12 protein-coding genes are annotated in these 12,506 nt (G+C 30.0%); 4 read left to right on the top strand and 8 right to left on the bottom strand.

What is annotated here, in order from left to right; translation table 11 throughout:
* Positions 1 to 598 (top strand): coenzyme F420-0:L-glutamate ligase (locus tag C3E89_RS09010; RefSeq protein WP_236912242.1); only part of this gene is annotated, 598 nt, incomplete at its 5' end.
* A gap of 171 nt (positions 599 to 769) precedes the next feature.
* Here C3E89_RS09010 and C3E89_RS09015 read toward each other — a convergent pair.
* From C3E89_RS09015 to C3E89_RS09040, 6 genes are all read right to left on the bottom strand, one after another.
* Positions 770 to 1,726 carry a DUF4367 domain-containing protein gene (locus tag C3E89_RS09015; RefSeq protein WP_236912244.1) on the bottom strand — a complete coding sequence of 319 codons (957 nt, stop codon included), beginning with the start codon at positions 1,724 to 1,726 and terminating at the stop codon, positions 770 to 772.
* Positions 1,719 to 2,288: a sigma-70 family RNA polymerase sigma factor gene (locus tag C3E89_RS09020; protein WP_236912246.1), complete on the bottom strand. Its 570-nt coding sequence runs from the start codon at positions 2,286 to 2,288 to the stop codon at positions 1,719 to 1,721. Before C3E89_RS09020 ends, C3E89_RS09015 begins: the two co-directional genes overlap by 8 nt.
* Positions 2,289 to 2,491: 203 nt before the next feature.
* On the bottom strand, positions 2,492 to 4,357 hold the full coding sequence (locus C3E89_RS09025; RefSeq protein WP_236912249.1) for an FtsX-like permease family protein: 1,866 nt from the start codon (positions 4,355 to 4,357) through the stop codon (positions 2,492 to 2,494).
* Complete coding sequence (locus C3E89_RS09030; protein WP_236912251.1) at positions 4,344 to 5,108, bottom strand: ABC transporter ATP-binding protein; 765 nt, start codon at positions 5,106 to 5,108, stop codon at positions 4,344 to 4,346. The genes C3E89_RS09025 and C3E89_RS09030 overlap by 14 nt, the downstream gene beginning before the upstream one ends.
* Before the next feature lie 95 nt (positions 5,109 to 5,203).
* Positions 5,204 to 6,064, bottom strand: a complete 861-nt coding sequence (locus C3E89_RS09035) for a sensor histidine kinase (protein ID WP_236912253.1) — start codon at positions 6,062 to 6,064, stop codon at positions 5,204 to 5,206.
* A gap of 167 nt (positions 6,065 to 6,231) precedes the next feature.
* On the bottom strand, positions 6,232 to 6,906 hold the full coding sequence (locus C3E89_RS09040) for a response regulator transcription factor (RefSeq protein ID WP_236912255.1): 675 nt from the start codon (positions 6,904 to 6,906) through the stop codon (positions 6,232 to 6,234).
* A 225-nt stretch (positions 6,907 to 7,131) separates the two neighbouring features.
* Here C3E89_RS09040 and C3E89_RS09045 point away from each other — a divergent pair, with 225 nt between their 5' ends.
* The 3 genes from C3E89_RS09045 to C3E89_RS09055 are packed head-to-tail and all read left to right on the top strand — an operon-like array spanning position 7,132 to position 10,110.
* Positions 7,132 to 7,995, top strand: a complete 864-nt coding sequence (locus tag C3E89_RS09045; protein ID WP_236912257.1) for a TraX family protein — start codon at positions 7,132 to 7,134, stop codon at positions 7,993 to 7,995.
* Positions 7,996 to 8,008: 13 nt separating this feature from the next.
* Positions 8,009 to 8,695, top strand: coding sequence for a response regulator transcription factor (locus tag C3E89_RS09050; RefSeq protein WP_236912259.1), 687 nt, complete (start codon positions 8,009 to 8,011; stop codon positions 8,693 to 8,695).
* Positions 8,692 to 10,110 (top strand): HAMP domain-containing sensor histidine kinase, encoded by a 1,419-nt coding sequence (locus C3E89_RS09055; RefSeq protein ID WP_236912261.1) that lies wholly within the window; start codon positions 8,692 to 8,694, stop codon positions 10,108 to 10,110. The genes C3E89_RS09050 and C3E89_RS09055 overlap by 4 nt, the downstream gene beginning before the upstream one ends.
* Before the next feature lie 94 nt (positions 10,111 to 10,204).
* Here the strand turns inward: C3E89_RS09055 and C3E89_RS09060 are convergent, their stop codons facing one another.
* A complete protein-coding gene (locus C3E89_RS09060; protein WP_236912262.1) occupies positions 10,205 to 11,404 on the bottom strand; it encodes an FprA family A-type flavoprotein in 1,200 nt (399 codons plus the stop codon).
* Between the two features lie 341 nt (positions 11,405 to 11,745).
* The coding region (locus C3E89_RS09065) for a D-alanine--D-alanine ligase family protein (protein ID WP_236912264.1) at positions 11,746 to 12,506 on the bottom strand (761 nt) is incomplete at its 5' end.

A 12,506-nucleotide genomic window follows, 5' to 3' on the forward strand; every position in this document is an offset into this window, starting at 1 on the left:
TATTCATTCAAGATTTAGAACAAAGAAAATATTGAAAGCAAATGGTGGTGAAAAGATTTATGGCCTTGATGATATCTTAACTGAATCTATTGATGGCAGTGGTTATAACAAAAACTATGGCCTTTTAGGCTCAAATAAAGCTACAGAGAAAAGTATAAAGCTTTTCCCAAGAGACTGTCAACCTATTGTAGATAAGATTCAATCCATGCTTAAAAAGAAAACTGGAAAAATCGTGGAAGTTATGATATATGGTGATGGTGCCTTTAAAGACCCTGTAGGTAATATATGGGAACTAGCTGACCCTATAGTGTCTCCAGCCTATACTAAAGGACTTGAAGGCACACCAAATGAGATTAAGCTCAAATACCTTGCCGATAACACCTTTACCGATTTGAAAGGAGAAGAGCTTAATAAAGCTATTTCTGAATATATTAAAAATAAACAATCAAACCTTGTAGGTGCTATGGAGACGCAAGGTACTACCCCTAGAAGGCTTACAGACCTTATAGGTTCCCTTTCCGATTTAACCTCAGGAAGTGGGGATAAGGGTACACCTATTGTATATATACAAGGGTATTTCGATAAGTATACAGTATAAAGTAAAAAAGTGGCCACTCTAAGGAACAATACAGGAGTTGTCCTCTAGATAGTATAATATGGGCGATACATTTTTCCCTCTACACATAACAAAGAATCTCAATTTGAGATTCTTTGTTATTGAGGGCCACCTTTTATCCAGTTTGAAATCCTTAATATTTTACCAAATCTTTTATTTAATAGACTCAGCTATCTTTATTAATTCATCTTTTGTAATTCCTCTACCATTTAGCATGTATATAACATCATTATATTCCCAATCTAAGTTATTCCCATATAATACTGCATCCACTCCATTTACCTTTATCTCTTCAACCTTAGCTGCCCCTGTGGCATATGCGGTCTCTTCATCAGCAAATCTCTGTTGCATATAAATATATTCTCCCGTTTTATCATTAGTAAAGTATAGTTCAATATATTTGGTATACTCTACAATACCATTCTCATCCCTAAAAAATCCTGCTCGGTTAAACTTATAACCTTCTGGTAAATAGCTAGGAAGTATGACATCAAAACAAGTATAGTCATTTAATTTATCAGTATCCTTAACTATCAGTGTTTCTTCTTCCATTATCCTATCCAATTCAGCTACAGTTCTTATCTCTCCCGTTTCTAAATCAAAGGTTGCAATTTCCTCCCCATCAACTGTATATAATCTTTCAAGTTCTTCTGAAAATTCTTCTACTAGATTTCCATCCTTATCAAAAATTTTACCTTTAAATTCTTCTGGAACTGGAAATGATTTTATCTCCCTAGGTTCTCCTTCAAATACTGTTATATGTCCAAGGGATATGGTCTTTAATACTTTGCCTACTAATTCCTGTGCCGATGCTGTTTGCATTATAGAAAAGCCTAATATACATACCAATGCAATAGATGCCACTTTAGTAACTAATTTTTTTGGCTTTTTCACAATATCCTCTCCTTTATATCTACTAATACTTTTTAAAGTTTTATCATATACTTCCTCTTTATTACTATTCTTGCTAAAGTCATTATCAGTTAGTGCCTTACCTATTTCTAAAAGCTCATTGTACTCTTCTGATTCCAATTTATTCTGCCTTTCTAATCCACTAAAATACGCATCTATGTCTATAGAAAATCTATCTTCAATCCTCTTTTTATTCATATCGCTCCCCTCTTTCTAACTCCTTTTTTAATTTTTTCATCGTGCGATAAAGTATCACCCCTACATTACTTTCGGTAAGACCTAGTATTTCAGCAATTTCCACATTTTTTAATTCTGCCCCAAATTTGAGGGCTACTATGTTTTGTTCTCTCATATCTAATGTTTTTAAAACTTTTAAAAGTTCGTCATTGGTTTCAGATGTTTCCACTATATCTTCTGGAGTTTTCTTCTTTGATACCAGCTCCTTAATGGTATCTATAGATAGAAATCTATATTTTTTTGAACTTCTAAAGTAATCATTTATTGCATTTCTAGCTATGGCAAATAACCATACTTCAAAAGGAGATTTATCTTTAGAATATGTGTCTATTTTAAACATTACCTTTTCAAATACTTGGCTTACTAAATCTTCTGCTGTGTGATGACAGTTAACTCGATAGTATATATAGTTATAAACCCTTTTATAATAGAATTTAAAAATATAAGTAAAATCATTCTTCTCATATAGGTCTTCTCTAGTCTTATTTTTATCTAGAGTACCTACTAATACAATCTGCTGCACTTTCTTTAAAACCTCCTTCCCTTATACTTAGCTAAGTAATACTGGAGTTGTTCAAATCTCCTTTCATATGTTAATACGAAAAGCTTTCATTTTCATTACATATTACTTTAATTTTGACAGAAAAAAAGCTCTTTCTGTTTAAAATCAAATAGAAAGAACCTAACTTAAAAAATCTACATCAAGATTATTCCTTGTTTTATTTTTTATGCTGCACCCACGATATCTAAAAATTTCTTTCTAGTAAATACATAGAATATACCATATATCAATGCAAATATGCCTATACTTATAATTGTTGGTTTGATTAAACTACATTTCATAATATCACTTAGCACCAAGATGGCAACCATGCTATGGATTATCCCTACTATTAGCGGTAATATGAAAAGCATACCTACTTGTTTCGAAACGGATTGGTGTATTTCCAAATCAGTAGTTCCTAGTTTCTTAAGTATTCCATATTTGCCTTTATCCTCAAAGGATTGACTCAATGTTTTAAAATAGATTATACTTCCCGTTGCAAATACAAACACTAGAAATAGGAAAGCCCCTAGGAAATAAACAATTCCTGTAAAATCATAAAATCTTGCACCAGCTATGAAATAAGTATATAGTCCCGATTCCGCTGGTAATACTTCTGCCAGTTCAAAAGTTAAGTCCTTGGTATCTTCTGGATTGTCAAGTATGATTCCATTGAACTGTTTCTCAATGAATTTGGATTTTAATATTTCATATTCATCATCATTTACTACTAAACAAGGGAAGGGAACTCCATTACCAAAAAGTGGAGACTTAGTATTGACTTTTACATCATATTTTTTATCCCCTAAAACAATATCATCTTTTGCTATGATGCTCATCATAACCCCTGGTCTTTCTATATATCCTACTTCATCTTTTGACAAATTAAACTCAGATATTATATTTTCACTATTTTTTACTTTTAAGTCCCATATTATATTTCTAAAAGTTGATAAACTAACTACTACAACCTGACGGTCAGGTACATACAAAAAGTTTGCTTTCTCTTTAAGTTCTAATTTATGATTTGAATTTGCAATAATTTTATCTACCTTTACTATTTCTTCTTGATTATCAGAAATATAGGTAATAGTATAGGGAACCTCTATTTTGTGATTTTCATCTACATAATATTTTAAGGAACTTACAGTACCAAAAGAAGTTATACAAGTTGTCACTAGTATTGCTACTGCTGTAAGAGTTCTATAATTATTCTTAATTCTAAAAGCTGTATTTGAAATACTTATAATATTTGTCCTCTTGTATAGAAATTCTTTTTTATTTATACAATATCTTATAATCATAGAAAAAAAAGAACCAAATAACCAATAAGTACCCCATATAATGAGAAGGACTGTAACCATAAGTGAAGTACCAAATCCAAATCTTTTATAATTAATTGCAATATAATAAGCTATACCTATGATGACTATTGATACTATTCCCTTAAAATAATTAATTTTAGGAAGTTCTTCTTCCTTTTTTAATGAATTCATCAAGTCTATTAAATTGGTTCTAATAATATCTAAATATCCTTTTAAGAATGTAATACCTAAAATAATTGAGTAAATAGTTATTGTCTCAATAAAGGCTTTCTTGGATATAAAAAAACCAATCCTTATGTTTAATAAAGCTACTTTTGCAAGCATCATCATAAATAATTTGCTAAATAAAATTCCAACACCTAGTCCAAAGATTACTGACATTATCCCCAACAATAATCCTTCTGAAGCAAATATAAAGGCTATTTTATAATTGTCAATTCCCATGAAAGCATATACGCCTATCTCCCTTTTCCTTTGGTTCAAAAAAAAGTTACTAGAATATACTATGAAAAATATGAGAAATATTATCATGAGCATAGAAGCAGCCATAGATGAACTTTCTATATAAGCTGATACTTCTTTAGCCTCCAAAAATTGAGGATTGTATCTCATAGATACAAAATTATAATAAGTAGCTACAGAAAAAATCATCGCCATAAGATACAAACCGTAGGTCCTTATATTACGTTTAAAATTAATAATGGCTATCTTAAAAGAATTCATCTACTCCACCTCCCATAGAACCAAGAAAATCAATAATCCGCTTGAAGAACTCTTTCCTAGATGAATCCTTATCTATTCTACCATGGATTTTTCCATCTTTTAAAAATAGAATTCTTTTACAGTAACTAGCTGCAAATGCATCATGAGTTACCAAGATTATAGTTGTATTGAATTGTTCATTCATTTGGGATAAACATTGTAACAATTCCTGGGAAGATTTTGAATCAAGTGCTCCAGTAGGTTCATCTGCAAAGACTATAGAAGGAGAAGTAATAAGGGCTCTAGCTGCTGCTACTCTTTGCTTCTGCCCTCCCGATAGTTGGTAGGGATATTTTTTTAATTGGTCTTTTAGTCCGAAAAACTTACTTAGCTTTTCTATTTTTTCTTTTATCTCTTTTGGATTTACCTTTGAAAGAGCTAAAGGCAATGCCATGTTATCTTCAACTGACATGCTGTCCAACAGATTAAAATCTTGAAATATAAATCCTATATTGTTTCGTCTAAATATTGAAATAACCCTATTTTTTATGTTTAATATATTTTTGCCTTCATAATATATTTCTCCAGAAGTAGGTCTGTCAATAGTGGATAAAATATTTAAAAGGGTAGTCTTTCCAGCTCCTGATGGTCCCATTACTCCTAAAAAGTCTCCTTTATATACTTTTAAGTCAATATCTTCTATAGCTGTAAAGGTTAAACCCTTTCCACCATATTCTTTCTTTAATTTTTGTGTTTCAAGTACTATTTCCATATTGCCCCCTCCAATTTCTACTTAATATTTAACTATATTTTAGTATGTTAATTATCTGGATTCCATCGCTTGTGGTGACAATATGAACATAAACATTACATTTCTGTCACATTTAAATAATCGGATAGTTTGTAAAAAATTATTCTAAACTCCGTATATCTTGATACTTCAGAAGTTGCCTGAATATTTATGTTCAGCTTATCTGCAACCTTTTTGCAAATATACAGGCCCATTCCAGTAGATTTTTTTGTCCTTCTTCCATTATCTCCCGTAAATCCTCTATCAAAGATTCTATCTATATCTTTAGCAGGAATACCTATCCCGTTGTCCCTAATACAAAGTATTATACTCTCATCAGTTTCCTTTGCAAAAATTTCAATTTTGCCATGAATATCTACATATTTGCAAGCATTATTAATTATCTGTTCTAATATATAATAGGTCCATTTACTGTCGGTAAATATATTGAAATCCAAATCTCCAACTTCTACTTCTATCTTTTTAGACAAAAAGGAATTAATATTATTCTTAATTACACTTCTAACTGATGCTCCTAAATTGACCTCCTCAACTATAAAGTCTCGAGAATAACTGGAGGCTCTACTAGTATATAATACCTGATTTATAAGAAAGTTTATCCTTTCTACTTCCTGTCTTAATTCCTTAGATGTATCATATAGTCCTTCCTCCTCTATCCTATCAGCCATAAGTTCACACACGGACAAAGGTATTTTTATTTCATGAACCCATTTGGTTATATAGTCATTTATTTCCTCTAGATCTCTTTTCAAATCTTTTACTTCCTCAAATTTTTCTTTGTTTTTGAAATCAATTATTTTCCTTATTAATAATTGTTCCAGCTTCTCTCCATTTGGAATATAACCTTCTATACTATTCCCATTATCCAATGCGTTTTTCAAATCCCTATATGTATGCTTCCACTTTATGAAACCCATTACCAAAAATCCAATAAAAATAGAGAAAAGGAGTATATTCATATATAGAATATCCAATATTGATTTGTCTATGTCTGTACTGCTTATCAATATTAAATTGATGGTTAGAATAATTAATAAAAAACATAAAACTGTTCTAAATGAGTCCTTTATATATTTAAAGAAGATCATGGTATCATATATCCTTGTGATTTTTTGGTCACTATAAAATCTTTCAATCCTAATTCTTCTAGTCTTTTCCTAAGCCTATTTACATTTACAGTTAAGGTATTTTCGCTAATAAAATACTCACTTTCCCAAAGGCCTCTCATAATCCTATCCCTTGTTACTATCTTGCCTTTATTTTTCATAAGTAATTGAAGTATTTTAAATTCATTCCTTGTTAGTTCTATACTTTTATCATTATAGGTTAATGTCCCATCGTTAATATTGAAAATTGCTCCATCACATTCTATTATCTGTCTATCATCTGGTCCATAGGAGTAAGCTCTTCTAAGAAGTGCCTGTATTTTTACCAATAGAATATCCATAGAGAATGGCTTGGTAACAAAATCATCTCCACCCATATTCACCGCCATTACTATATCCATATTACTATCCCTTGAAGATAAAAATATGATGGGAACTTTAGATATATCCCTTATTTTTTTACACCAATAAAATCCATCAAAATAAGGTAAATTTATATCCATAATTACTAAATGAGGATTATGTCTCCCAAATTCCTCTAATATACTTTCAAAATTATCAATAGAAACTGCTTCAAATCCCCATTTAGAAATTCCTTCTTTTATATTATTGCAAAGAACCTTATCATCCTCTACTATGAGTATCTTATACATAGATAACACCCCGTATTAAAAATTACTGCTTTCTGCCAATCCATAAAAATAGATTGTTTTATTTCCATAATTATTGCATATATACCTAATATTTCGATAATATTATATCATAATTTGATAACTTAAAAGTCAAATCTAAATTCCTTTAATTTCCTTATATAAACTTTATAAATTCCTTATAATCAAATGCTAAATTATATATAGAATTTAAAAGGAGGGATAAAAATGACTTTAGAAAGTAATAAAAAAGGATTTAAAGGGCTTACAGGGTTTGATATTAAATTTTTGGCTTTAGTGTTTATGTTGTTGGACCATATTCATTATTTCTTTCAATTTACAGGAAAAGTTTCCGTTTTGTTTTCATGGATTGGTAGACTAGCTGGGGGTCTGTTTTTGTTTACCATGGTGGAAGGCTATACTCATACCTCTAACAGAAAAAAGTATTTTTCAAGGATTTACCTTATGTCTGTTTTTATGGCAATTATAAAATCACTAATGGAGATTTTCCCTGCCCTTCAAAGGGGAGATGGATTTTATGCTGAAAATAGTATATTTTCCACCTTTGTAATTTTAATTATAATATTTAAGGGAATAGATTATATTAGGGGAAAAAATTTTATAAAAGGAATAGGATTAGTATTATCTCCCTTTATAATAAATTATGCTATAATTTTTATTTTTCAATTGCTAGTTGTTCCGTTTTTTTCTATGGATATGGCTAATAATATTTATTTGATAGTGACCAGCTTTATTCCATCACCTTTTATGGTTGAAGGGGGACTGTTTCTAATTATAACTGGTATTCTATTATATATGTTTCGTGAAAATAGAAAACTACAATTCATATCCTATGGAATATTTACATTAGCATGGATGATTGGCATTCCTCTTATCTTTATCAGGCCTATTAGCTTAAAACTTATGTTTACTAATTATTATGAATGGATGAGTGTATTTGCCCTAATATTTATGTTTTTATATAATGGAGAAAAGGGTAAGTCTATGAAGAAATTATTTTATATATTCTATCCAGCCCATGTTTATATATTATACGGATTATCTATTTTACTTTATAATTTAATATTTTGATAGGAGGACTACTATGGAGACTATCCTTATTATAGATGATGAAAAGGATTTGGTTATGATTATTAAAGATACACTTGAAACCAACGGTTATAATGTACTAACCGCTTATAATGGATTTGATGGTATTGAATTGTCAAGAAAGAAACCAGACCTAATTATTCTAGATATTATGATGCCTGATATAGACGGTTTTAATGTCTGTCATCTTATAAGAGATAATATAGATTGTCCCATAATATTTTTATCAGCAAAGGAAAGTGAACAAGATAAGATTAAGGGACTTGCTATTGGTGGTGATGACTATATAACCAAGCCCTTTAGCTTAAATGAATTAGTCTCCAGAGTTAAAGCCCATTTAAGGCGAGAAAAAAGAAAAATGCAAAAAGAAGACATCTATATTCTAAATTTTTATAATCTAGTTATTGATCTTAAGGGTTTAAATGTAAAAGTAAGGGGCCACGATATAAGTCTGACTAAAAAAGAGTTTGAAATAGTAGAGCTATTAGCCTTGAACCCTGGTCAAGTATTTTCAAAAGACCAAATATATGAAAAGATTTGGGGCTATGATGGGTTGGGGGATACTTCTACTGTTACGGAACATATTAAAAATATTAGAGCTAAGATAAATGCTTTTGATGAAGAAAGTAAATATATTGAAACCGTTTGGGGATTAGGCTATAAATGGAGGCCTAAATTATGAAATATAAAAGTTTTAAAAGACAATTCATTATAACCTTTATCAAAATACTAGTCCTAAGTTTGATGTTTTCTTTACTTTCTTTTATCATATGGTTTGCAACTTTTGACCATATTAGCTATCCAGCTAACCACTATGAAAATCTAATAGTAGATATTGTTGAAGAAATAGGAAAAAGTCATGATGGAATTTTAGATAAAAATTATAAAAACAAAATGGAGAAAATGCTCCCTAATGAAGGAATACTCTATCAAGTATTAGATAAAGATGGAAATATCCTATACGGAACCTTTAATACAAAGATAATAAAGGATAAAAAAGAACTAGCCACTAGTTTAAATTCTACTAAATCTATTGGTGGAAATTCTTTTGCTAGAATTGATCCCATATTAGATACAAAGGGCAGTATAAAGGGTGCCATTATATTTAACTATAGATTGGCACCTACTCAAAAAACCCATAACACTGCGTTGTTTTTATTATCTAATTCAATAATATTTTTTCCCTTTATATTTATAATTGTATTTACCTTTATATATGCTAAAAAATTAAGTAAAGAAATAAATACGCCAGTAAATATATTGTTAGATGCATCAGAAAAAATTAAAAATAAAGACTTAGACTTTAATATAGAGTACAGTGAAAACAATGAGTTGACAAAACTCTGCAACGCTTTTGAAGAAATGAGAATAAATCTTAAAAACTCCCTTATTAAACAATGGGAATTAGAGCAAAATAGAAGAGAAAACATAGCCAATATTGCTCATGACCTAAAAACTCCCCTCACCATCATTAGCACTTATTCTGAGGCATTAATGGATAGTAATATTAAACAAAATAAGTTTAAAGACTATGTAGAAGTAATCAAAAGAAACAATGGAAGAGCTTTAATATTATTAGATGATATGAATAAAATATCCAATATTGAAAGCCCGGATTTTATTTTAGAACCTATAGATGTGAATATAGTTGAATTTTTAAATGTAAAGGAAAAAGATTATAGACTGCTGTGCCAAGAAAAAGGAATTAACTTTAAAATAGACATTATAGATTCTAGAGAAAATAATTTTATAGATAAATTCGATATTAAATCTATTGAACAAGTACTAGATAATTGTATATCCAATAGTATTAGGTATACGGAAAAAAACGGGGGTATTGAATTAGTTGTTCTATGTGAAGACGAAAAAATAGAATTTTCCATTATAGATACAGGAAAAGGCTTTACAAGAGAAGATTTGAAAAATATATTTAATAAATTTTATAAAGGAGACAAATCCCGTTCCTTTGAAACAGGACATTCTGGATTAGGTATGTATATTGCAAAAACTATTGTTGAAAAACATGGAGGAAATATTGAGGCCAAAAACAATAATCCAAAGGGAGCTATTATTAAATTTAATATAAAACCCTTCTAGTTTTGATAATTATCATTATAAGTCATTATAAGAATAATATTAAAAGACTGACTTACTAAAGAAATTGTAAATCAGTCTTTTCTCCATTTAATATTTATTTCATTGATTCTATGATACTATCAGCAAGAGCATCCATTTCATCAATATTTTCTTCTTGCATAGATGATTTTATTAATACTTCTTTCTCTAAAACATTCATTTCCTTCATTTCACCTAGAAGTTCACGTATTAATTTCCCAGCCCTAGGTGCCCAAGTTCCATTTTCAATTACAGCAACTGTACGTTTTTGTAAATTTAATGCTTTCATATCTAGTAAGAAGTTTTGTACTGGTGTATATATATTTAAATTATAAGTCGCAGAAGCCAAAACTATATGACTATATTTAAATGCATCCGAGATTAAATAAGACACATGGGTTTTTGAAGCATCATACATAACTACATTAGTCATACCTTTTTCTACTAATCTTCTAGCTAAATTTTCAGCAGCTGCCTCTGTATTCCCATACATTGATCCATAAACTATCATTACACCTTTTTCTTCAGGCTCATAACTACTCCATTTATTATATTTATCAATAAAATAGCCTAGGTTTGTACGCCATACTGGCCCATGGAGTGGACATATATATTTAATATCTAAATCCTTAGCCTTTTTCAACAAAGCCTGGACCTGAGGACCATATTTCCCTACTATATTAGTATAATATCTTCGAGCTGGTACTAAGAATTCCCTATCAAAATCCATTTCATCGTTAAAAAGCTTCCCATCTAAGGAACCAAAAGTTCCAAAGGCATCAGCAGAAAATAATACTCCATTGGTAGTATCAAAGGTTGCCATAGTCTCTGGCCAATGTACCATGGGGGCAGATATAAATGAGAATTCATGTTTTCCTAAAGATAGAGTATCTCCATCTTTAACTTCTATGCAGTTTTCATTTACTTCAAAACCAAATTGCTTCATAAAATCAAAGGTCTTTTTATTTCCTATGATTTTTACATCTGGATAGTGGAATACCACTTCCCCTATACATCCTGCATGATCTGGTTCCATATGATTTATTATCATATAATCTAAAGGCCTATCCCCTAGAACATATTTTATATTCTCTATGAACCTATTGCATATTGACCAATCTACAGTATCTAAGAGGACAGTCTTTTCGTCTAAAAGCAAATATGAATTATAGGAGATGCCTTCAGGAATAGGATGAATATTTTCAAAAAGAGTAAGCCGACGATCGTTTCCGCCTACCCAATATAGATCCTTGGTTACCTCTCTAACATTATGCATTGATAAATCCCCCCATTTTTTTATTATTTATTGATAATATATATAATTAATTTGTTATATATTCCCTTATAATTTATCTACTAGATAGACTTCTAATGACATTGATAAACTTGCTAATTTCTAAATATGAATATGTTTTAAAATAGAACAAGATGATAATGCTAGAAAATACTTAACGAATATTATATCTAACTTTCCCATATAACCCTTAATAGTCTTATAAACACTAATTATATTATACATAATATGTATCTAATGATAAAGTATAATTAATAATTCCCCTCTAATATGAAACTAGAAAAAAATATTCCAACAGTAGGGATTAAACTACTGTTGGAATATTAGGAGGTCAATTTTCTGGTATCCTTATCTCTTAAACCATATCTTTCTATTGCACTTTCTAAAATATTGCCTATAAACTCTGCTGCTGTCATTCCTGCAGCTTTTGCTGCATAACCCATATATCCATGGTGAACTTTCATCTTACCGTCTTCATCTTTTTTTGAATCCATAGTAAGCCCTGCAAATGTGTTAATCTCCAAAAAGTATGGTATACCATCTTTTCCGACTATCATATCGATCCTAGAGTAATCTTTCCCATTTAATACTCGATATATATTTAATGCTGCATCTTTAATGCGTTTTTTATCTTCCTTTGAAAAATTAGCTGGGCAATGTATGATCTCATTATCATACATTTTATGTTCAAAAGTATTGGTTTTAGCTGAGTTGTATTCTATTTCCACAATAGGTAATACTACTGGTTTTTTATATCCTATGACGCCAACGGTTATTTCTCTTCCTTCTATAAATTCTTCTATTAGCGCTTTTTGTCCAATACGTTCAGTAATCTTTTTTACTACTCTTGGTAATTCTTTATATGTATATATTATATTGTCTTCGTTAATACCTGCACTTCCTCTTCCATCAATGGGCTTGACAAAAAGGGGATAGTTAAGGTTTATTTCTGGTATACTATCTGCATCATTAGCTATTACAAAATTGGGAGTATGAAGTTTATTATAAGCTACAATTTCTTTCCTCTGGGCTTTGTTTAAAGGTACAAGATCGATTCCTGATCCTACATAAGGAATCCCAAAAG

The organism is Clostridium sp. Cult1 (genome assembly GCF_021655095.1).
Taxonomy (GTDB): Bacteria; Bacillota; Clostridia; order Tissierellales; family Tepidimicrobiaceae; genus Schnuerera.

Coding starts and splice junctions, on each gene's coding strand:
- C3E89_RS09045 (WP_236912257.1), top strand. CDS start 7,132: ATGACTTTAGAAAGTAATAAAAAAGGATTTAAAGGGCTTACAGGGTTT.
- C3E89_RS09025 (WP_236912249.1), bottom strand. CDS start 4,357: ATGAATTCTTTTAAGATAGCCATTATTAATTTTAAACGTAATATAAGG.
- C3E89_RS09060 (WP_236912262.1), bottom strand. CDS start 11,404: ATGCATAATGTTAGAGAGGTAACCAAGGATCTATATTGGGTAGGCGGA.
- C3E89_RS09050 (WP_236912259.1), top strand. CDS start 8,009: ATGGAGACTATCCTTATTATAGATGATGAAAAGGATTTGGTTATGATT.
- C3E89_RS09030 (WP_236912251.1), bottom strand. CDS start 5,108: ATGGAAATAGTACTTGAAACACAAAAATTAAAGAAAGAATATGGTGGA.
- C3E89_RS09035 (WP_236912253.1), bottom strand. CDS start 6,064: ATGGGTTTCATAAAGTGGAAGCATACATATAGGGATTTGAAAAACGCA.
- C3E89_RS09040 (WP_236912255.1), bottom strand. CDS start 6,906: ATGTATAAGATACTCATAGTAGAGGATGATAAGGTTCTTTGCAATAAT.
- C3E89_RS09055 (WP_236912261.1), top strand. CDS start 8,692: ATGAAATATAAAAGTTTTAAAAGACAATTCATTATAACCTTTATCAAA.
- C3E89_RS09015 (WP_236912244.1), bottom strand. CDS start 1,726: ATGAATAAAAAGAGGATTGAAGATAGATTTTCTATAGACATAGATGCG.